Annotated in this window: 23 protein-coding genes; 3 read left to right on the top strand and 20 right to left on the bottom strand. The window is 34.0% G+C overall.

The window, feature by feature from the left end:
* Positions 1-97: 97 nt before the first annotated feature.
* The 4 genes from BOQ64_RS23975 to atpD all read right to left on the bottom strand — a co-directional run bounded on the left by BOQ64_RS23975 (position 98) and on the right by atpD (position 2,893).
* Positions 98-460 (bottom strand): hypothetical protein, encoded by a 363-nt coding sequence (locus BOQ64_RS23975; protein WP_228448379.1) that lies wholly within the window; start codon positions 458-460, stop codon positions 98-100.
* 131 nt (positions 461-591) lie between these two features.
* Positions 592-915 (bottom strand): hypothetical protein, encoded by a 324-nt coding sequence (locus BOQ64_RS23970; protein WP_228448378.1) that lies wholly within the window; start codon positions 913-915, stop codon positions 592-594.
* A gap of 90 nt (positions 916-1,005) precedes the next feature.
* Complete coding sequence (locus tag BOQ64_RS13890) at positions 1,006-1,287, bottom strand: FoF1 ATP synthase subunit delta/epsilon (protein WP_129059733.1); 282 nt, start codon at positions 1,285-1,287, stop codon at positions 1,006-1,008.
* Between the two features lie 97 nt (positions 1,288-1,384).
* A complete protein-coding gene (gene atpD / locus BOQ64_RS13885; RefSeq protein WP_115925816.1) occupies positions 1,385-2,893 on the bottom strand; it encodes a F0F1 ATP synthase subunit beta in 1,509 nt (502 codons plus the stop codon).
* Positions 2,894-3,100: 207 nt separating this feature from the next.
* Here atpD and BOQ64_RS13880 point away from each other — a divergent pair, with 207 nt between their 5' ends.
* The gene (locus tag BOQ64_RS13880) at positions 3,101-4,021 is read left to right on the top strand and encodes a bifunctional riboflavin kinase/FAD synthetase (RefSeq protein ID WP_129057428.1); all 921 of its coding nucleotides are present in this window, start codon (positions 3,101-3,103) and stop codon (positions 4,019-4,021) included.
* Positions 4,022-4,124: 103 nt separating this feature from the next.
* On the opposite strand, the gene BOQ64_RS13875 is transcribed toward BOQ64_RS13880, so the two are convergent.
* Positions 4,125-4,607, bottom strand: a complete 483-nt coding sequence (locus tag BOQ64_RS13875) for a YbaY family lipoprotein (protein WP_228448377.1) — start codon at positions 4,605-4,607, stop codon at positions 4,125-4,127.
* 868 nt (positions 4,608-5,475) lie between these two features.
* Here BOQ64_RS13875 and BOQ64_RS13870 point away from each other — a divergent pair.
* Positions 5,476-6,564: a DUF2931 family protein gene (locus tag BOQ64_RS13870; protein WP_164975810.1), complete on the top strand. Its 1,089-nt coding sequence runs from the start codon at positions 5,476-5,478 to the stop codon at positions 6,562-6,564.
* 128 nt (positions 6,565-6,692) lie between these two features.
* On the opposite strand, the gene BOQ64_RS13865 is transcribed toward BOQ64_RS13870, so the two are convergent.
* Positions 6,693-7,046 (bottom strand): MmcQ/YjbR family DNA-binding protein, encoded by a 354-nt coding sequence (locus BOQ64_RS13865; RefSeq protein WP_129057425.1) that lies wholly within the window; start codon positions 7,044-7,046, stop codon positions 6,693-6,695.
* Between the two features lie 186 nt (positions 7,047-7,232).
* Between BOQ64_RS13865 and BOQ64_RS13860 the strand changes: the two genes are divergently transcribed.
* A complete protein-coding gene (locus tag BOQ64_RS13860; RefSeq protein WP_129057424.1) occupies positions 7,233-7,889 on the top strand; it encodes an NAD(P)H-binding protein in 657 nt (218 codons plus the stop codon).
* A 105-nt stretch (positions 7,890-7,994) separates the two neighbouring features.
* On the opposite strand, the gene BOQ64_RS13855 is transcribed toward BOQ64_RS13860, so the two are convergent.
* From BOQ64_RS13855 to BOQ64_RS13790, 14 genes are all read right to left on the bottom strand, one after another.
* Entirely contained in the window at positions 7,995-8,786 is a 792-nt protein-coding gene (locus BOQ64_RS13855; protein WP_129057423.1) for a tetratricopeptide repeat protein, read from the bottom strand.
* A 64-nt stretch (positions 8,787-8,850) separates the two neighbouring features.
* The gene (locus BOQ64_RS13850; protein WP_129057422.1) at positions 8,851-9,426 is read right to left on the bottom strand and encodes a glutathione peroxidase; all 576 of its coding nucleotides are present in this window, start codon (positions 9,424-9,426) and stop codon (positions 8,851-8,853) included.
* 37 nt (positions 9,427-9,463) lie between these two features.
* Positions 9,464-10,129 (bottom strand): histidine kinase, encoded by a 666-nt coding sequence (locus BOQ64_RS13845; protein WP_129057421.1) that lies wholly within the window; start codon positions 10,127-10,129, stop codon positions 9,464-9,466.
* Positions 10,130-10,346: 217 nt separating this feature from the next.
* Positions 10,347-11,069 (bottom strand): 3-deoxy-manno-octulosonate cytidylyltransferase, encoded by a 723-nt coding sequence (gene kdsB, locus BOQ64_RS13840; protein WP_129057420.1) that lies wholly within the window; start codon positions 11,067-11,069, stop codon positions 10,347-10,349.
* 305 nt (positions 11,070-11,374) lie between these two features.
* Positions 11,375-12,364, bottom strand: a complete 990-nt coding sequence (locus BOQ64_RS13835) for a phosphatase PAP2 family protein (protein WP_129057419.1) — start codon at positions 12,362-12,364, stop codon at positions 11,375-11,377.
* A 132-nt stretch (positions 12,365-12,496) separates the two neighbouring features.
* Positions 12,497-13,087: a hypothetical protein gene (locus BOQ64_RS13830; RefSeq protein ID WP_129057418.1), complete on the bottom strand. Its 591-nt coding sequence runs from the start codon at positions 13,085-13,087 to the stop codon at positions 12,497-12,499.
* Between the two features lie 115 nt (positions 13,088-13,202).
* The gene (locus tag BOQ64_RS13825; protein WP_129057417.1) at positions 13,203-14,456 is read right to left on the bottom strand and encodes a pyridoxal phosphate-dependent aminotransferase; all 1,254 of its coding nucleotides are present in this window, start codon (positions 14,454-14,456) and stop codon (positions 13,203-13,205) included.
* A 27-nt stretch (positions 14,457-14,483) separates the two neighbouring features.
* Positions 14,484-15,380 carry a hypothetical protein gene (locus BOQ64_RS13820; RefSeq protein ID WP_129057416.1) on the bottom strand — a complete coding sequence of 299 codons (897 nt, stop codon included), beginning with the start codon at positions 15,378-15,380 and terminating at the stop codon, positions 14,484-14,486.
* A gap of 18 nt (positions 15,381-15,398) precedes the next feature.
* The gene (locus BOQ64_RS13815; RefSeq protein ID WP_129057415.1) at positions 15,399-17,114 is read right to left on the bottom strand and encodes a phospho-sugar mutase; all 1,716 of its coding nucleotides are present in this window, start codon (positions 17,112-17,114) and stop codon (positions 15,399-15,401) included.
* A gap of 58 nt (positions 17,115-17,172) precedes the next feature.
* Positions 17,173-17,874 (bottom strand): GIN domain-containing protein, encoded by a 702-nt coding sequence (locus BOQ64_RS13810; protein ID WP_129057414.1) that lies wholly within the window; start codon positions 17,872-17,874, stop codon positions 17,173-17,175.
* A gap of 373 nt (positions 17,875-18,247) precedes the next feature.
* Entirely contained in the window at positions 18,248-19,285 is a 1,038-nt protein-coding gene (locus BOQ64_RS13805; protein WP_228448376.1) for a DUF2931 family protein, read from the bottom strand.
* Between the two features lie 28 nt (positions 19,286-19,313).
* Positions 19,314-19,601: a hypothetical protein gene (locus BOQ64_RS13800; protein ID WP_129057412.1), complete on the bottom strand. Its 288-nt coding sequence runs from the start codon at positions 19,599-19,601 to the stop codon at positions 19,314-19,316.
* Positions 19,602-19,650: 49 nt separating this feature from the next.
* Complete coding sequence (locus BOQ64_RS13795) at positions 19,651-21,675, bottom strand: phospholipase effector Tle1 domain-containing protein (RefSeq protein ID WP_129057411.1); 2,025 nt, start codon at positions 21,673-21,675, stop codon at positions 19,651-19,653.
* A gap of 79 nt (positions 21,676-21,754) precedes the next feature.
* Positions 21,755-22,384, bottom strand: a complete 630-nt coding sequence (locus tag BOQ64_RS13790) for a hypothetical protein (RefSeq protein WP_129057410.1) — start codon at positions 22,382-22,384, stop codon at positions 21,755-21,757.
* Between the last annotated feature and the right edge of the window lie 45 nt (positions 22,385-22,429).

Genomic DNA, 22,429 nt, shown 5'->3' with positions numbered 1-22,429 from the left:
CAAATAAGATAAGTGCGATTATATAAAGCTAAGTGAATAAAAGCCAAAACCTCAAAAGATATTTCTGAGGTTTTATTTTTTATATTTTTGAATAGATTTAATTAGGAGTATCTTTTGTAACAGGTCCTACAGTTACTTTTTCCTGAACTTTAATAAAATTAGGGTCCATAATGGCCATACGCTCGGCAAGAGCTTTATAGGTTGGATATTTTAAAATAGAAGCTCTCCCAGACATTTCTTTGAAAAGAGTAAAAGACTTTCCACCAGCCGTTTTCAGCTGCTTTGTTGTAGTGATATATTTACCGATATATTTACTTTTGGCATCATAGATTTCAATATCGATAAAGCTTTTCTCCATGATCTTATCATCTGAACCAAAGCTTACCGGTAAATTGGTAAAATAGCCAACAGGAATACCGTTGCTGAGGATTTCACCTACTTTATTGACTTCAAGATTCATTTTATCAATCTTCTTTCTGATCGTATAAGCATCCTTGGTTTTACTGTCCAGCTTTCTTTTGGGAACATTGGAGAACAGTTCATCCAGAGTCTTTACATTGATTCCTTTATTATCTATGATTTTAAAATCTTTTACGGAAGTATAAACTGCAGATTTCTCTTCTCCGGAGATGCTGAAGGTGAAGAATAGTCGACTTCGATGGTTTTATCCCTATTATAAACTCTATTGACCTGAATATAGCTGTCTCTTACAGAGTCTACAATGCTTTTATCAATAAATTTTATGGTATATAAGGGTGTTTCTTTTAAGTCCATGAAAGTATATTCATTGGATTTATTGGAGATTTTAGCCACCGGGATTCCGTCTAAATTGATAATTCCTCTTTTGGTTTTGATATTCTGAGCATTGAGGAAAGTTCCCAGAATTGTAAAGAATATGATTATGCTTTTCTTCATACAATCAGATTTTTACATGACTTGACATAAAATAAAAAAAGTGTAACCAAAGTTACACTTTTTTGAAAATATATTTAGCTTTTCATTTAATTATTCGCAAAGGATGATTCCTTTGTTATGATTAAATTCCACAACACCGCTCTTGATAGAATATGAAAAGATAGAATCTTTATCATTTTCTTTGGTTAGGTTTTTAGCGAAAGCATCATCTACAGAGTTTGTAAAAAGCTTTACTTTCCCACCAACTAAAGAAGAAACGATTCCTGCGTGGTTTTTCATGATGTGAAATTCACCATTTTTTCCAGGCAATAATACTGAGTTTACTTCTCCTTCAAAAACTACGTATTCTGGTGTTAAAATTTTTATATTCATTTTAATTTAGATTAAAAGATTAAAAGATTGAAAGAATAAAAGATTCTGACATATGGAATGTCTCTCATCTCACGTCTAAAAATCTTAGGTCTAATTATTAAGCGTTTTCAGCTAACATTTTTTGTCCAGCTTCGATAGCTTCCTCGATAGTTCCTTTCAAGTTGAAAGCAGCTTCTGGTAAGTGATCTAATTCACCGTCCATAATCATGTTAAATCCTTTGATAGTATCTTTGATATCTACTAATGATCCTGGAATACCTGTAAACTGTTCTGCTACGTGGAAAGGCTGAGATAAGAATCTCTGAACTTTTCTTGCACGGTAAACAACTGATTTATCTTCTTCAGAAAGTTCTTCCATACCAAGAATCGCGATGATATCCTGAAGTGACTTATATCTTTGAAGAATTTCTTTTACTCTTTGAGCACAGTTATAGTGATCGTGACCGATAACTTCTGGAGAAAGGATTCTTGAAGTAGAAGCCAATGGATCTACCGCTGGGTAAATACCTAATGAAGCAATCTTTCTATCAAGTACCGTAGTTGCATCTAAGTGAGCAAACGTTGTAGCAGGAGCCGGGTCAGTTAAGTCATCCGCAGGTACGTAAACCGCCTGTACTGAAGTAATTGAACCATTTTTAGTTGAAGTAATTCTTTCCTGCATCGCACCCATTTCAGAAGCTAGCGTTGGTTGGTAACCTACCGCTGATGGCATACGACCAAGAAGTGCAGATACCTCAGAACCAGCCTGTGTAAAACGGAAGATGTTGTCTACGAAGAAAAGTACGTCTCTACCTTGTCCGCTTTCTCCACCATCTCTATAGTACTCAGCTAAAGTAAGACCAGAAAGGGCTACTCTTGCTCTTGCACCTGGCGGCTCGTTCATCTGTCCGAATACGAATGCTGCTTTAGAATCTTTCATAGCTTCTAAGTCTACTTTAGAAAGATCCCAACCTCCATTTTCCATAGAGTGCATGAAATCATCACCATACTTGATAATTCCAGATTCTAACATCTCTCTCAAAAGGTCATTTCCTTCTCTCGTTCTTTCACCTACTCCGGCGAATACTGAAAGACCTCCGTGTCCTTTTGCAATATTGTTAATCAACTCCTGGATCAATACTGTTTTACCTACACCAGCACCACCGAACAATCCAATTTTACCTCCTTTTGCGTAAGGCTCAACTAGGTCGATTACTTTAATACCTGTAAATAAAACTTCTGCTGAAGTTGATAATTGATCAAATTTTGGAGCTGGTCTGTGAATTGGAAGACCACCTTCCTTAGAAATATCTTGAAGTCCGTCGATAGCATCACCAACAACGTTGAATAGTCTTCCGTTTACAGCCTCTCCGATTGGCATAGTAATAGGATTTCCGTATCCAATTACATCTTGACCTCTCTTAAGACCATCAGTAGCGTCCATTGCAATACATCTTACTGTATCTTCGCCAATATGTTGTTCTACCTCTAAAACTACTTTTTCACCGTTTTCTTTTGTAATTTCTAACGCGTCATAGATTGCTGGAACTGCTTCCACATCATTGAAGACAACGTCGATTACCGGACCAATAATTTGAGAAATTTTACCTTTAATTTGGTTTGCCATTGCTAAATTTTTTCTTGGTGCAAATATAGTGATTCTTCCTAAACACGCAATTGGTAAAAAAAAGATTTTTATCATGCTTTTTAGAAATTGTCCCATCCCACAGTTAGCCAATCTAGCAGCCCTATTTTCCTGAAAAAAATATTGATTCATTGTTATATTGATAGATTGTTACATTATATCTATATTTGCAAATCAAATTTTTCCGTTTTGAAAGTTTTCAAGAATTTTAAAGATTATTCCTCTCAAAAGCCTCTAGCATTGTCTTTGGGTATGTTTGACGGGGTGCATCTTGGACATAAAAGTATTATTGATGAGCTCATTAAGGTAGGAACAGAAAACAATCTGGAAACTGCTATCCTTACTTTCTGGCCACATCCCAGGTTTGTTTTTAACCCTAATGAAGATTTAAAACTTCTGAATACCATAGAGGAAAAACAGCAGCGTATTGAGACCTGCGGCATTGAAAATCTGTTTATTAAAGAGTTTGATGAAGAATTCAGAAATCTTACCGGAGAAGAATTTGTACGTCAAATCCTTATTGATAAATTGAATGTGAAATACCTTATTATAGGCTACGATCATTCTTTCGGAAAAAATAAAAGCGGAAATTTTGAACTTCTTCAAAAGCTTTCTAAAGAGCTGGATTTTGAAGTGGAACAGATGGAAGCTATTAATATTCACGAGAATAACATCAGTTCTACCAAGGTTCGTAATGCTCTTTTAACAGGAAATATTAAAGAAGCCAATGAAATGTTGGGCTACTCCTACCCTATTTCCGGAACTGTTGTTCACGGAAAGAAGATTGGAAGAACCATTGGATATCCAACGGCCAATATTGATACGGAATCTATTAAACTTTTGCCTAAAAAAGGGGCTTATATTGTTGAAGTGGAAATAAAAGGCCAGCAATACAAAGGAATGTTGAGCATCGGAACAAATCCTACGGTAAATGGAGAAAAATTAACCGTTGAAGTCTATATTCTTGATTTCAACGATGATATTTACGACGAAAAGATCACAGTAAGATTCAGAGACTTTCTTCATGATGAAATCAAGTTTGAAGGACTGGAGAAACTTATTGAGCGACTTGATGAAGATAAGAGGTTAACAGAAGAATTTAATTTCTAAGATATAAAAAAGGCTATTCAGTGTTGAATAGCCTTTCTTATTTTTTATTTTAAGAGATAAGCTCCAGTCATTGTAAGCTTTGTTAAAGAATCTCTTTTGTATTTTATTTCAAAACCTTTACATAGATTTTTTGGGTTTCACCATTTAATTTCACATTAGGAAATGCTTTATCATGATCAATAAAGATATCTCCTTTTTCATTGGCTTTTCCGTTGCCATCAGAATCCCATTCTGTAGCAATATAATATTTTACGCCATTCGTAGGTTTTGGATTAATCTTACTTTCTGCATCTCCAGGTACTGGTAATTCAATAGTATAAGGAATTGTTTTTACTTCAAACTCACTTTCTGTGATTAAGGTTGCGGGTGCATCCTGCAGCCCCTCACTCACTCCATATAAACTTACTTTAAGCTTTGCATTTTTGATGGTAAATGCATCAGTTCCTGTAAATTCAATCTTAAGGTTTTGCGATTTCACACTCTCAGTGCTTGCGGGAGTCGTTGCCTGATCTTTTTTTCCAGGTTGAGTACAGCTTGATAAAGCTAATGTACCTGCTGCCATGAATAATAAAAGGTGATTTTTCATATATTCTTATTTTAATTAATGCCTGTTTAGTATTTCACTGATATTTGATAACAAAATCTATACCCAGATTATTCTAATCTCTATTTTACATCTCCAATTTCAGAATCTTTTCTTATTTCAAATAATCAATATAAGCTAAAATAACTATTAAATGATATAAAATAAATTAAAAACAAAATATAAGGCATCTGTTATTTATAAAAAGCAACAATAAACTAATAAAAACATATTTTAAATGAATATTTTATATATATTTATCTAACTCTGGTTAAGCTTTATATTTACCCTAAATTATGAAACCGTAAATAAAAATTATAGCTGGAACTCCTGAAATGTACAGGCTTGAAAAAGAAGGTCCTTACATGTAATCATATTTTCAGATTCTTTAATGTATTGAATCTCTGAAAACTCAAAATAAATAGATATTTTATAACACATGATTTTCAAATCTATTATCTCAGCTGTTCTAGTTGCCATACTGAGTTTAATTGGAATGCTATGTACACAGAGTGACAATTCAAACCTGGTGTACGCAGCACTATTCTGTTTACCCTACTTCATCTTAGTTACTCTTTTGTATTTTTGCTTTAATGGCATTCGCAGAAAGCTAAACCTATTTGATAAACCTAATATTATCTTTGAACTTGTTTATGGTTTTGTATTTTATATTACCTCCTGTCTGCTTTTACCTGTATTGCTATTTGTGACTACACTAGGTGATGATTATGAACACAAATTGTATGCTGATTTGGGAGGTTTAATTTTAGAAATGTTTCCAGTCATTTTAACCCTGAGTATTTTTTTAACAATTTTTAGCAGCATCATAATAACCTGGCCCATTAGATCATACAAAATATTAATCCCTGTTATGATCGTATATATATTTTTCATATCTATTGTATACAGTATTTCTCAATATAGTAATGAAAAACAGGAAACTACAATTAGTGCTGATAATATAAAGGCATCTGGTGATGGATGGCGTGGCTCAATGAGTAATCCGGAAGCCTATCCCGTGCAGCTGTACAAAGGTCTTTTTCTACTTTCTAATAATGAAAAATACGAATTTACTTTCAACGAGGGAAATACTGTAAATTACAGAGCAGAATGGGGTGAAGATGGAGGCAATACCGATAAGAAAACAATGGCACTCCCTAAAGCACTGGATCTTACCTGGTATTCGTTTTCCGAAAATATGTTTTACCGGGTTAATAGTCCTATTGATTATAATAAACTGCAAATGCTCTTCAATACACCTTATGATGAAAAAAGAGGAGATAGAAAAACTCAGGAAAATTATAACAGTATTATTATGGGCTTTGCACCAGGGGGAGTATTAGTGGTTTGGGCAGGCAGCAGTGGTTATCGTCAAATAGAAATTGGACGTTACCAGGCAGAAAAGGTAACCATTAACAAACCAGTATCTTATAATGAAAAATTAAAATATGGAGATGTATTTAATCAGGAATGGCGCAAAAAAGTATTAACAGATACCACAATTATACCTTTTAAAACACAACAGCTTACAAAAAATAAGCCTATTCCTTATGGCTATTGGGACAAATTACGAGTACGTTACAACTGGCGTCCAACATTTATAGTATCTCCTGAAATAAAAATTTATAGTGCTGATTTTAGTTTTTATAATGCTGAACGTTTTGTATTTTCCGATGAAACTTTGCAAAACACCGTATACGAGGAACGTAGTATTCCTAAAAATGTATACATTAAATGGTATGACAAGAATGATAATCGATGTGCAGTAGATTTTGAGTTTAATGAAGAGAAAACCTTTAAACAATTTGATGCTTTTTTTAACCAGCAAAAAAATACCAACGTTAATATAGAGTTTAATATCAACCAAAAGAATAAAACAGCCACTGCAATGCTAAAAAATGGTAAAAATCAGCTCTTACTTTTAGAAACCAAAATTATAGAATATGGTGAAAATTATTAAAATACCTAAAGTACAAGGCTAGTTTACCCTCAATGAAAGTCTCTCGTTTTATTGTTCAGCAAAAAGCTCCAACTAATAAGGAATACAGATCCGAAATCAATATTTCTTTATGTTATTAATTTCGTTTTTTAAGAATTGTTTATTGTACTCTGAACTTTTTTAGTAAGCGATTTAAATACCAAATCGTAAGAATGATCTATTAATTTAAAAATCAAGTCCCTTTTTAAACCATCTACAGCTACTGAGTTCCAATGGGTTTTGTTCATATGATAGGCTCCTATAATCTGAGGATATTGTTCACGAAGTTCGAGGCTCCATTCAGGATCTGTTTTTACATTGATAGACAAGGGTTGTCTTTCAAGCCCCATCAATAAAAATATTTTAGTATCCACTTTTAATACAAGGGTTTCGTTATCAAAAGGAAAACTTTCCGTAACTGCTTTTTTAGCAAGGCAATAGTCTAATATTTCGTTGGCATCCATGGCTTTTTATGAGTAATAAATAATAGGCAATTAGTAATATGATTAATGATCGTTGATATCCAAATAGATGGCAGATGTTTAATAACAATATCTTTTATCTTTTATCTTTTATCTTTTATCTTTTATCTTTTATTCAAATTTAGTAAATTTAATAAAGAAAATACCATCACATCAAATCCCATTGTTATGAAAGCTTTAGTAATAGGTGCTACAGGCGCTACAGGAAAAGATTTAGTCAATCAGTTACTTAATGACAAGGCTTTTGAGGAAGTCGATATTTTTGTAAGAAAACCTGTTGATATTGAAAATGAGAGGCTTAAAGTTCATGTTGTGAATTTTGAAAAGCCTGAAGAATGGAAAGGTATGGTGAAGGGAGATGTTGCATTTTCCTGTTTGGGAACTACTTTGAAAGATGCAGGAAGCAAAGAAGCTCAGAAAAAAGTAGACTTTGATTACCAATATGAGTTTGCCAAAGCTGCTAAGGAAAATGAGGTGGAAGATTATATTCTGGTTTCGGCGTATGGAGCCAATCCAAAATCTAAGATCTTCTATTCTAAAATGAAGGGTGAGCTGGAAGAAGCTGTAAAACAGTTACACTTCAATAAAATTACCATTTTCAAACCTGGAATGCTGGAAAGAAAAAATTCTGAAAGAACAGGTGAAGTTTTGGGCAGCAGGATTATAAAATTTGCCAATAAACTTGGATTATTGGAAAGTCAAACACCCTTACCTACTTACATTTTAGCTAAAGCAATGATTAATTCTTCCAAAATTAAAAGTAACGGTTACTCCAGTATTAAGCTTGGGAATATCTTCTGTTTTGCAGAGAAAACAATTGATTAGTTATTAAAAATAAACATCTGTGGAAATCCGTGGAATCTGTGGGAATATTTATTTCAACCATAGATTTTCGCAGATTTACACAGATGTTTGAGTTTAGTTTGTATTTTAAGAAAATTCTTGTTTTATCTTTTTAGCAAGGTCTTCAGGTACCTGTACATCTTTTATTTTCTCATAAGTCTTCCAGGCTTTTTTAATCATTTTTTCATCATTCCTGCTCTTTCCAACTTTTATTAATGTAAGTGCATAAAGGGATAAATACCCTACATCTTTTTTATATTTAAAATATACTTCATCAAAATAAGGCAGTGCTTCTTCGTAATTTTCTTTAAGACAATTCAGCATTCCGTACATATATTTTACATCCTCCTTTACTTCTCCAGAACTTTCATACAGTTTTTCAGCCTTTTTCAAATTGTTTAATCCATTATCAAAATCATTCAAAACAATTGCAGTATTCGCTATACCATAATACCCTTCCGGACTGTTAGGAAAATATTTTACCATTTCCTCATACTTTTCTCTTGCCAAATCAGCCCGTTCGCCTCTCATCATTTCAGTAGCTAAATTTTGCTTAAATTCCAGAGATCTATTTTGGGCTAAGCTGTCCGCTACATAATAGTAAGCAAAAGCTTCTTCATATTTGTCCTGTAATCTGAAAAGATATCCTGCCATAAAATATGCATCACAATAAGTGGAATCCTGGGCTGCAACTTTCACCATAGTATAACTTGCTTTCTCATAAAGATTTGGAAACTGCAGTGCTTTGATTACTGCATCAAATTTCTTTTTAGATTCTTCTTTTTTAGGGGTACAATAGTTGAATTTTCCTGAAAAATAACTTTGTGAAAACCCTTTCACAGAAAGGATCAGTATAAAAATCGTTAATAGCTTTTTCATGGTGCAAAAATAAAAAAAGTGGATGTAACCATCCACTCTGTAAAAATATATTTTTAAAAATTTCTTATTTCAAATGCTTTGTAATTGATTCGCTTGTAGGTTTTGTTGTACTTACATAGCTATCAATCAGTTTTCCATTTTCATCGATCAGGAATTTGGTGAAGTTCCAAAGAATAGTTGTATTTTTTACTCCGTTTAATTCCTGTTCTGTTAAATATTTAAAGATTGGTGCGGTGTCATCTCCTTTTACAGAAACTTTTGCTGCCATTGGGAATGTTACTCCATAATTTTTCTGGCAGAATGTTCCGATTTCAGCATTACTTCCAGGTTCCTGTCCGCCGAAGTTGTTGGCAGGGAAACCTACAATCACCAATTTATCTTTATATTCTTCATATACTTTTTCCAGATCTGCATACTGAGGGGTAAATCCACACTCTGAAGCTGTATTCACGATCAGAATCTTTTTTCCTTTAAAATCGGCGAAATTAATTTCTTTACCGTCAAGGCTTTCTACTTTAAAGTCATATATTGTTTTTCCCATAAGTTCTTTGGTTTTGGCTTGAGAAATTTCACTTTTTTGATTGGTGCAGCTTTGCAGAAATGCTATAAAAGAAAGCAGCATTAAAAAAATATTTTTCATTTCTTATAAATTTTATGCAGCAGAAACTGCAGATGAATTAAAACTTAAAAATATTAGCAGGAAAAACTTTGTTAACGTCTACTCTATTAAGGAGCATCACATAATCACCGTCTTTTTTAGGGCTTGAAGATTCTATTCTGAAAGGCATTGTAAGATTTCCTACTTTTTTATAATCGGAATATACTACGGTTTCATCTTTTTTGATTTCCTTCAAAAGCATATACGTTTTTGTATCAAAATAATACATGTTCTTATTCACGTTCTTGGTAAGTTCTACTTTATGGCAATAGATCTCGCCTACTTTTTCTTTCCCAAGGTATTTGGCATCAAAACCTTTATTTTCCCAGTCAATAAAATCGTTATCAAAACTTTCCGGTACATACTCCGGATATACCTGAAGTTTATTGGCTGCATAATTCATTGCATAGCCTTTGTTTCCGTCAAAACCTTCAATGGCAGTTTCCTTACCCTCAATCACAATAATTGTTTTGGTAAGATTGGGACGCTGCTGATAAATTTTTATAGGATATTCATCTTTGATTCCTAATACAACTTTCCCTTGCAGCAATACGGAGTTTAAAAGTTTCCAGTTGGTTAAACCTCCTGATAGTTCAATATTTTTATCTATAATTTCCTTTGCAGTCTGCCCATAACACAATGAACTTGTAACAGTAAAAAGGACTAAGTATATTATTTTTTTCATTTAATTTTATTAAAACAGTTATTCAAAGAAGCTCTAAAAATCAAGTGTCACTTGTTTCTTATTTTAAGAGATCAGATTTAAAAATCAGTCTCCAGTCTTCTTTACAACTTATTTATCATTTCAAATATAAGAGGAATTGGGATAAAAAGCAATAAGGCTGAAAAGTAAAGTTTGGAATGACTTTATTCTCAAATTATCACATTTCCAAATTTTCAGATTAGATTAACTTCCTTGCTTTTTCCAGGTCTTCTGGTGTATCAATTCCTACTCCAACGAAATTGGTTTCTATCATTTTGATTTTCATTCCGTATTCCAGGTAGCGGATACATTCTATTTTCTCGGAGATCTCCAAGGGTTTCATTTCCAATGTTGAAAACTGTAATAAAGCTTCTTTTCTGAAGGCATATACCCCAATATGTTTAAAGTAGCTCACATCATAGGAAATTTCTCTATGATAAGGAATAGCAGAACGACTGAAATATAGTGCAAAACCGTTATTATCCGTAATTACTTTTACGTTATTCGGGTTTTCTATTTCTTCTTTTTCAGAGAGTTTTATTTTTAGAGAAGCTAAGGAAATTTCCTGCTGATCATCCTGTTTAAAAACTTCAATTAGCTGTTTCAAAGGTTCCAGCTTAAGGAATGGCTCATCTCCCTGAACATTGATAACAATATCACAATCGATGTTCTGTACCGCTTCCGCAATACGGTCGCTTCCTGTTTCGTGTTGTCCTGTCATTACAGCTTTTCCGCCATTTTTAGTGATTTCATCTAAAATGATTTCAGAATCTGTGGCTACAAATACTTCATCAAACAGTCCGGTTTCCACCACATTCTGGTAAGTAGTGGTAATAACGGTTTTTTCTCCCAATATCTGCATCAGTTTTCCGGGAAAACGGCTTGCTTCATAGCGTGCAGGGATAACAGCGATTATTTTCATTCAGTACAATAATTAATTAAGTCTTTTCAAGCCTTTATTTCCAGAAAAGTGGATTATATGGCTTATTTAGACCAAAAATAGTGAAAACTATTTTAGTTTGTTCTATAAAAAGTATTATTATGCTCAATTTCCCCCTTAAATCCTGTGATTTTTCACTTTCTCCAAAAACAAAATTCCCACATCTTCAATGAAAATGTGAGAATCGGGTATAGATTTTTAAATGAGTCGATAATTAAAATGCCGAATCTAGGATTATATATGAGGCAACTTCTTTGTCAGAATAGCAAAGCGTCTATATTTCCTAATTAAAATGATAGTTTTACCCCTACCATATTATATTCCCACTGGCGGGATGCCATAAGATCAAATTTATATTTTGTTTTCCCTATGGTACCTTCTGATGACGTATATCGGCTTTTTGATATAGTTTTCCCAATGAAATACCCCATTAATAAAGCTAACGGATAATCTGAAGCCCAGTGCACTTTACTCTGCATCATCTGGAAACATAAAGCTCCGGCTAATGTGTATCCTACAGGTTTTATCCATCGTGCATCGGGATAGTTGTCTGCAATTACAGTAATTCCTGCCATAAATGTGGTTAAGTGACCGGATGGCATTGCATCATAGTTTGATGTATTTTTTGCAAATGCTGAAAAACTTGGAAAAGGATTCCATGCACCGCCTTTATTACCATTTTCTTCTGCGATGAACGGGCTTTCTCTTCCGGTAATCCTTTTGATGGTTTGGGTGAAAACTCCGGAAAGAATTAAACTTTCCATTAATCCACTGGCTGTGGCCTGAGCTCTGTAATCATTTTTAATTAAACCGTACGTTCCAAAACCGATTCCCAATATTACCAACGTAGAACCATTTCCAATCAGGTATAATGCAGATCCGATATCTTTAGGAATTTTGAAGACACCTCCTACTTTGCTGTAATTGTTATCTTTATCCATTCCCCATCTTTCTCCCAGTTCTCTTGAATTATCAATTAATTTCTGGTCAAAAGGTAAAAGAATCAACGTTGAAGCAACAGCACCTCCTAAATAATAGGCATGATCTTTTGCTACAAAATCTTTATTGGTGTCAATAAAATTTCGGGGAAGTTTGGTTACAAAATCCAGCAGTTTAGGCTTTGGATATGTTCGTACAGAACCATCTTTTAGCGTGTAGGTCTGTACTTTAGGTAAGTCCGGTGCAGCAGGCGTCAGTTCTTTTACCTGCAATGTATCCACTTCCTGTGAACATACCAATATAGACATTGGCAGTAGCAAAAATCTCAATTTTTTCATCGTTGTTGTTTTCAACCCTGTTTATTCTTAGCTTATAAAAGTCCCAAAGGTAATTCCTTGTTGACTTTCGTGCAAAATGTTTGCTTAATTTTTAATATTTATTTAATTTTTTTATAAAATAGCAACCATGCCCTAGTTAATATAATTGATTAGGAAAATGATTCCGTAGATCCAGAAAATATAGAGAAATGAGTATAGAAAGCCTAATCCAAAGTTCTTTACAATGTTCCCTTTACATTTTCCTGAGTTTTTAAAGACATGGCGTAATGCTCTAAAGAAGATCCAGTATAACATGGCCGCCAGAAATAAAATGGCAGACCAAAAGAAAAGACCTAGAAAGTAAGAAAGAAATACTAGTAAAATAGAAAATAGAAGCCATACAACAACCGAAAGTACTGCCCCACCTATACCATCCCCTACAGCTGGTGGATCAAAATCAAAACTGCCAATCTCTGGTGTTTTATCAAAATATTTTTTTATTCTTTCTTTATTTAAAATGCTTCCAATATTATCTTTTAGTTTCAATCCATAATATAATCCAAGGCTGATAAACAGGAAGAATGCTCCTGCTAAAATAGATGTTGATAGGATAGAGTTTTGAAATAAAGACCGGTGGTCACCTTTCCCGGAGAGCCAGACACAGACAATGACCAAAATAATGATAGCTAAGGTGGAATAGCTCAGCATCTTTGTTTCAAGGAAGTATTTTCTGGGAAGTTTCATGGTTTATAGGGTATTGAAAACGCTTCGACTCCGCTCAGCGTGACACTGTTGATACTATTTGTAAGTTTAACAATGTCTTGCTGAACGGAGTCGAGGCATATATTTTATTTGAAAATTACTTCAGGTTATTCAAAGCAGCTTCTAATTTCGGAAGCATTACTTTGATCTCATCTACAGCTAATCCTCCAACAGAAGCACGGAACCAAGGTTCAGATTTGTCTTCTCCGAATGCTGAGAATGGTACTAAAGCAACCCCTGCTTCATTAATTAAGTAGAATACAAGATCTGAAGAGTTTTCAATAACTGCTCCATCAGGTTTTGTTTTTCCGATATAATTTAGTTTAATAGTAAGATAAAGAGCTCCCATAGGTTCAATGCTGTCTACTGCCAGTCCTTTTCCTTTAAGATCCTGAACTCCACCGTGAAGAACTTTTAAGCTTTCTTCTAATTTAGCTTTGAAGTCTTCTACGAATACGTTTACATTTTCAGGGTTTTCATAGAACTTTGCAGTAGCTTCCTGCTCCGGTTTTGGTGCCCATGCTCCTACGTGGGTAAGAAGAGCCTTCATTTTATCAATGATATGAGCTGGTCCGAATCCCCATCCTACACGTACTCCTGTAGCTGCAAGACATTTTGAAATACCATCAATGTATACTGTATATTCCTTCATTTCAGGGAAAAGAGAAACCGGATCTACGTGTTCTGCCCCGAAAGTAAGGTTAGAATAGATTTGGTCATACATTAGATATAACGGCTTTTCATCTGCTCCTCTCTTCTTGTTTTCAGCGATTACCAATTCACAGATTTCAGAAAGCTGTTCTTTAGTGAACATAGTTCCTGTTGGGTTCAGTGGTGAACAAAGTGCTAATAAAACAGCACCGTCCAAATGAGGTCTTAAATCGTCTGCAGTTGGAAGGAAGTTCGTTTCAGGCTTTGTCTTTACTTCTACAGCATTGGCTGAAGTAAGGTAAGCATAGTGGTTATTATTCCATGATGGTGTAGGATATACTACTTTGTCTCCTTCGTCTACGATGGTTTTATATACAGCATAGATTAATGGTCTTGACCCAGCTGTAATCAAAATATCGTTTGGAGAGTAATCAAGATTCCATCTGTTTTTCAAGTCTTTGGAAACTTCTTTTCTTAAAGATAAAAGTCCGTTGGCAGGTGGATAGTTTGTCAGGTTATTCTGATAGGCTTTCTGAATTTCTTCCTTCAGCAATGCTGGTATAGGATAGATGTTAGAATTCAGGTCACCAATAGTAAGATTGGCAATTTCTGCACCTTTTGCTTTTAGATCATTTACTTCGTTACCAATTTTTACAATTTCAGAACCGATCAGGTTCGCTGCTAATTTTGAAACTTTCACTTTATTCTTATTTAAAATTTACTAATATTATCTACTCAGATTAATTTTGTTTTCTATTTGATCCACAGGTATGTGGGAGTCATAGGCGGCTATTAGTTCTTTAGTTTTTTTTGCAGTAGCAGAGTTTGGATATTTTTTGATGAGTGCATTGTATGCTTCTCTTTTATCATCATAAATTTTTCCTTCTTCACTATCATAAATCCGATCGCTATCCATCCCCAGGAGATAATCCAGCAAGTAATTGTGATAATTTTCTTTTGCTTTCTTTATTAATGGGCTTTTAGGAAATTTATTTATAAAATTCTCCCACTCGATCAATCGATCTCCCAGCTCTTCCCAGGTAATTAACAGTCCTCCATTCACAGCATAATTCTCTTTATTATCTTTTGCCATCTGTGAGATGTAGGCAGTATAATCAGGAGTTATCTTATTTTTGAAAACAGATTCATAATATCCCGGCAAAGAATGAATTTCTGTAAGTCCTTCACCCATTTCGCGGAATTCAAGACCTGCTTTATTCAGTTCGGCAGCTATTTTCTTTATGTTATCCGGCAAATTATAGGTATCCGGTCCTGTATGATAATCAACATATTTGTCAAGTACCTCAGCTTGGGAAGTATTTAAACAATCAGTGTATTTCTCTCTTATTTTCAAATAATCTTCGTACACTTTATTGTTCTTCTCCGGACTGTTTCCTGCAATCTCTCTGTCTATTTTAGTACGGTACCATTGTAAAGCTGTAATATAATCTTCTGTTTTATTTTCCGAAGAACAAGCTGTATCAATGGGTTTGTACTGATCCTCTTTGGTTTCGTTTTTAGCGATTGAGTCGTTTGCAGGCTTTACATCAGAAACCGCAGTTTCCTTTTTACAGGAAACTACAGCTACAGACAGTATGTAAACTGCTATAATTCTTTTAATCATGGTTGTTTTATCAGATTATTAATCCAGATTTAAGTCTGTTTTAACTGCCTGAATTTTAGCTTCCAATGATTTCAGTTTATCTTTAAAATCGGCTTCAGAAGAGATGGCATCTTTTACTGAAACATAGAATTTAATTTTAGGCTCTGTTCCTGAAGGTCTTACACAAACTTTAGTTCCGTCCTGAGTATAGTAAATTAATACGTTAGACTGTGGAATTTCATTCATTACGGCCTTCTCTCCTGATGAAATGGTAAGACTTGTCTGTTCTTTAAAGTCTTTTACGACTTCTACTAATGAACCAGCTAATTCTTTTGGTGGGTTTTCACGGAAGTTTTTCATCATATCCTGAATTTCTTCAGCACCTTGTCTTCCTTTTCTTACAATATTGATTAATCCTTCAAAATACATTCCCAGATCTTCATAGATCTCAATCATGTACTGATACATTGTTTTGCCATTAGCTTTACACCAAGCTGCAATTTCACAAGCCAGAAGAATACTTCCACAAGAGTCTTTATCACGAACGAAATCTCCTGTCATGAAACCAAAACTTTCTTCTCCACCACATACAAACTTCTGAGTTCCTTCTGCTTCACGGATCATTTTTCCGATCCATTTGAATCCTGTAAGACCTACTTTGCATTCAACACCGAATTTCTGTGCAATATCATAGAAAATATCCGAAGTAACGATGGTAGAACCAATGAATTCTTTTCCGGTAATTCTTCCCTGTTTTCTCCATTCGTTCAGGATATAATAAGTAAGGATCGTATTGGTTTGGTTACCATTCAATAACTGAATTTCACCATCAAGATTTCTTACCGCAATTCCTAATCTGTCCCCATCCGGGTCTGTTCCGATAACGATGTCTGCATTGGTAATTTTTGCAAGATCCATCGCCATTTCCAACGCAGCTGGTTCTTCCGGGTTTGGAGATTCTACTGTAGGGAAATTTCCGCTAGGGATCATCTGCTCTTTCACAAGGTCTACTTTCTTGAACCCTGCTTTTGCTAATGCTTTAGGAATTGTAGTATAAGTTGTACCGTGGATAGAAGTGAAAACAATATTTAAGTTTTCTTTTCCTTCGTTCTGGTAAGTAGAATTTTCAATACATGCATCAATGTATACGTCATCCTGTTCTTCTCCAATCCATTCAATCAGATCATCATTTCCGTTGAACTTGATTTCTTCAAATTTCACAGAATATACTTCTTTGATGATGGCTTCATCATTTGGCGGAACAATCTGAGCTCCGTCATTCCAATATACTTTGTATCCGTTATATTCTGGTGGATTGTGAGAAGCCGTTAATACGATTCCTCCGTTACATTTTTTATCACGAACCGTGAAAGAAAGTTCAGGAGTTGGTCTGTGATCTTTGAAAAGCAATACTTTAATTCCGTTTGCTGTTAAAACATCTGCTACCAGTTTTCCAAATTCTTTTGAATTGTGACGCACATCATAGGCAATGGCCACCTTGATCTCCTCTCCTTTAAACTGCTCAAGCATATAGTTAGCTAATCCCTGAGTTGCCTGTCCTAGTGTATATTTATTTAAGCGGTTGGTTCCTACTCCCATAATTCCACGCATTCCTCCTGTTCCGAATTCCAGTTCTCTGTAGAAAGAATCTTCCAGATCCGGGGAATTGCTGTCGATTAATGCCTGTACTGCCTTTCTCGTTTCTTCATCGAAGGTCTCACTTAACCAAAGTTTCGCTTTTTCTAATGTGTTCATATTTGTACGTTGTTCTTTTATAGTTTGTAAAGTTCATAGTTTTAAAATAATACTGTTTTTAATCCAGTTTTTTGTTTTCAACTTTTGTTGTTTTTTCTACTTTAAATGCTCTGATCGGATCATTATAGTAGATAAATTTTGCAGTATTCTGAATATTCCCTTTTAAAGAGTCTTTTACATTCACCTCAGCATAGTTTCCATTTTTAGAATCGATATTCAGATTGGTAATTTTCCAGTAAGGAGCAATGAGACTTGCCGTATCAGAAATTTTTATCACGGCATCTTTGGATAATCCTAAGAAGTTTGCACGGCTTCTGTTATACATTTCCACTTCTGCTCTTCTGGTATTGACAGATCCCATGAAGCTTGCATTGTTTTTCATATTCAGTCTGAAATTATCGGTTTTAATTTCGCTTGAAATATTTACTTCTACTGAATCTGAAACGGCTACTTTTTCAAGATTATATTTTGAATAAATGGTTACATTATAGAAATCTACCCCTTTTGTTCCTCTTTTTTCTTTGATGAACAAGGTTTTATCTTTTACATCCACATCCAGGTTACTGGCTACGTTAGGATAGGTTTCTATTTCCACGAAGTTCTTTTCTCCTCTGGCATAAAATACACGGAATTTTCCGCTAAGATCCAGATTTACAAATTCCGGAACGTCCACATCTTTCTTTTCAATATTTCCTTTTGGGGAAACTTTCCCGCAGGAAACTACTGCAACCAGCATCAATGTGTAAAGTACTTTTTTCATATTTAATTTTAAATATTCTACTGATGATCATTATGATCTGCTTCCTTGAAAGTTTTCCGGGCTTTCAAGAATATCTTTTAACAAAAATAGGATTAAAATTTCTAAAAATCTTTGTCTTTTGGCAATAAAATACCTGATAATTTTCAATTTTTTGCTTTTTACTAAGAAGTTGTATTTTACTTTTGATTCTTTTATCCTGTTTCTATTTTATGTAAATATCAATAAAAAAACATCCGATGAATGGATGTTTTTATTTTATAATGATGATGTTAAGTTTAATTGAAAAATGGATTCTGATCTACTAGACTTTACTAAGCAATCTTCATATAAACCTCATCGACAATATAATTTTCCGGTCATTTTCATCTTCATCCTAACCACCCCAGATCTTAGCTACTTTTGCTTTTTCCAATTTAATTTTTTCTCCATTACATTCTGCATATAAATTAATTTCATTATACATAAATGTAGGTACCAATACAATATCTATAGGTTTATCAGGATACTTTTGTTTAAAGCTTTCAAAGATCTTCATCAGTTCTTTATCATCAAAAAAGATATCTGTATTGTATTTTGTAAAGGAAATACTTGCATTATAAGGAAGGGCTGCCGCTATATAATTAACTTTAGCCAGATCCTGGGGATAATATATTGTTGCTTCTCCATTATAGTAGCGTATAGACTCAAAAACTATCTTATCTTTTTCGTCATAAGGGTTTAAAATAAAACGATATTTGTATTTAGTGCGATACTGATCCCAAAGACCGAAAGGAATGCCATTTTTATCAATTTCAGTTCTAGCACTATCTTTAATCATGATCTTGTAAAGATCATCATAGAACTGTTGTTGGCTTTCCTTTTTATCCACAAATCCCATAAAATCATTTTTATCCACAAAAACTTCTTTAGCCTGTAACCTGCATATTTCTACTCTATGATGCCCTGCCGACAACCATACAACTATTACACCGCCTGGAGCAGCCCCTACTGTAAAGGTATCATAAGTGCCCTGCTTAACATCCGTATAAATATTCTGACTGTTGGGGACTTCCACCAATGAGAAACCTTTTCGGAATTCTCCCAAAATCTTATCTGATGGTAAATCTGCATCTACAGTATAAAACTTTTTCTCCGCATATGCTACATAGGTAAGATTAAGACGAGTAGGTATTTCATTTCCTCCCTGGCCAGCTTCAACACCATCATATTCCCAACTTCCTGTTGTGTGACCAGCTTTTGGTATTCCGCAAATTAGCTTTTTATCTTTATTAGATAACCAGCCTTCGTGTACCTCTATGGGATATCCCTTTGGAGCAGAGACCGTAACCATGTAAGAAAATGCTGTTCCCTTCATATCTTTTTTATCATTTTGTTTTTGCTCTTTTTTTACACATCCAGATATTATCATCATTGATATGAATACCCATATTAGTTTTATATTAATGTACATCTCTTTTTCTTTTTCCGTTGACCATATTAGGTTTATTCTTATCTGAGAGGAATGACCCCCAACTTTCTTCCGAAGAACCATAAGAAGAATTCCAGTGAAGATAATGATATCTTAACTTTTTAATATCATAATTATCTTTTTCTACTTCTGCATCTAATTTTATTTGTCCTTCTTTTTGTCTTTTTTCCCATTCCAATTTATATTGAGTAGCTTGTGGACTTCCAGTAGCATAAACAATAGGTGGCTCTGTATAAACCTTTGGTTCTACAAATTTCAACGGCTTTCCTCCCTCAAAACTATATTGCCAATATATTTTTTTATTTTCTTTAAAAAATTAATATTATCAGGAACCGGACTATCAGTAAATCTTTTAAATTTTTGTAAAGCAATATCATCCATAGGAACATCCTTTTTTTACAAAACTCCGCCATGATATGGAGTGGAATATAACTGTATTGGTTACTCACATATTTTTTAGAGCCCTGCAACCTATAAAAGCTTCTTGCTAAGCTCAACATTAAGCCAGAGGTATAAAAATGTATTGACATCTCATCATTTTTAAACCATCCTTTAGCCACAATTTCTTTTTGTAAATCTTCAAGAGGTCCTTTAAGTCTTCCAACATCTATTCTATATGGAGTATTACCATCTCCCTCAACATACGCTCCTCCCACATCACAATGTACCCCTGGATAAGTCAGTTCAATACCACCTTTCTTTCCACTATCTGGAGAAACTTTGGCTACAGAGGAAATATCTACAAGATCAAAGTTATAACGATGTTCATCTGCAGCCACCATATGCACTACATAGTTAGCTTTATTAACATCATTTAATCCTAAATCTTTAATATCATTCTTTTGCCTCAATCCGTGGTGAGGAACCGTATCATAAATACCAACAAAACGAACATTAATAACAGTCTGGTCATCAAGCAAACTAGCTTCTTTTAACAACTGTCCTAAATAACCATAAACAGGCATCATCTGCTTGCCATAAGATTGAGGTAATTGATATCCAAACGCATCCCATGCTCTAATATTTTTCATTTCACCAAACTCACTTGTTGTATAAGTTGTTTCAGCTTTATAAGCAGGGTATTTTACTACGTGTACAAAATGTCTTGCAGCTGCAGCCCCCCTACTAAATCCAAATACATCAAATGTAATTGTTTTTACATAAACATTCATCTGCCCAGTAGACATTTGCTTAATCTTTTTCATTACATCATCAATGCTTTTACGTACTCTATCTTTAATACCCGCACTTCCCATTCCAAAAGCTGGCCCCTCCATCGTATCATCTTTTTTATAATCTTCAACCCCTAAATGATCACCTTGCCCCTTTGGTGCAGAGTTTGTTCCTATCCCTTCTGTATATATTCTAAAAGTTTTTATATTATCTATTGTATAGTTCTTAAATAATATGGCAGGATTGGATAAATCGTTTTCATAACTGCTTTCTTTATATTTTTTATCTCCTTTTTTATCATAAATTTTTTGGGCATCTTCCTTGTTCATCAATAAACCAGTAGTATTTTTTGGTGGCTTTTTTCCAAACTTCTGCTTCAACTCTGTATTATACATATTATTCAGGGTACCATCGATAAAAACGCCGAAAGTAAATTCCAAACCTGTTTTGTTCTCCTTCTTTACAGAATCCGTTTTCCCCACTACAACAGGATTACTCCCTACCTTAGGCGGTACCAGCTTACGGAGTTCATTTTTTACCTGAAGCTGTATGGTATCTTTTATTTGGTTGATCTTGTTGCTATAAACCACTTTAGCATAAAATTCGTGAACGCTTTCGTCCACATAATCCATGCTGTTCAGTTTTTTCTGATAGACTTTTATATTATCAAAAGTTAAATAAGCATACCCTTTCTTATCTACGTAAGGCTCATAGGTTCCCATATTTCTTGAGGAATCTTCATCATGTCCGTCAATATATTCATCTTCATAAATGGTTACCTTTATTTTATCATTGACAGGAATATTTTTCGTTTTGATAACCAGTTTTACCGTATCCAGATAGCCTACGATACGTTTTCCGATTCTTTCATTATTCATATCCAGCCAATACAGTGCTTCTATAACCGGCATTGCTGCAAGGATCTGCAGGTTGATGAAATAATTCATTTCTTTACCGTGCATATCTACCACAGCGGTCAGTTTCACTGTTTTCCCGGCCATGGAAGGGTTAAAATTAAAAACGCCGTTGGTGTTGGTTGCAAGTACTTTACCTGCATATTCTACCTTCCATTGCTTTACTTTTGGCTTTCCTGTAGCTCCGCTTATTGTATATGTATAGTTCTTACTGGCAAGCGGGCGTGTATCTCCTATAATGACCATAATACATGTGTTTTTTATTGGTTTCCAATAGTTATTTCTTTTACTGACAGTTTTAAAACCTTCTTATCTTGTCCTATTCTTATTTATCACTAACAATCTGTAAAGAATCTATCATCTTTACAGAATAATTTTCCAGTTTCAAATTTTTAAATGCATACTTCTTTTTATACTGTTTCATTCCCCAGGATTCCAATTGAATATTATCAACATATAAATCACTGCCTCTATAAACAACTTTAACTTTTGCATATATTTTTGATGAGTTTCCTCTTTCTGCAGAAATCACAAAACCTTTTGATTCCGATAATATTTCCTGAAACGTATTGGGCTCATCATCATACAATGCATTTTTATACCCATTTGTTTTGTGCGAAGAATTATTATATACTAAAAGTAAACTTCCATAAGCTTCTTCAGGAAAACAGTCTCCATAAATGTCAACCTGAGTATAAAAAGGTTTGGCTATCATCACACTGTCTTTGGTATTGAAGACCAAACTTTTTTCCGGAGAATAAAAATTAGAAAGCAATACAGAATATTTCCTGGTAAATCCCTTCATCACTTTCTTACAACTTTCCTCTTTTGGATGATATCCTGCCGGCGCAGAAATAGTATCTTCTTTTTTTGAGGCTTGAAATGTTTCAGACTTATTATTTTTTTTGCAATAATAAAATAAGGTACATATCATAAAGAAGTATAACGCTTTCATAGTATTATAACTTATTGCTTTAGCTGCATTTTTTACTATTTTTCC

Origin of the sequence: Chryseobacterium sp. CH25 (genome assembly GCF_004119455.1) — a bacterium.
In the GTDB taxonomy this organism is placed as follows: domain Bacteria; phylum Bacteroidota; class Bacteroidia; order Flavobacteriales; family Weeksellaceae; genus Chryseobacterium.
This window is presented reverse-complemented; position numbering and strand designations above follow the sequence as displayed.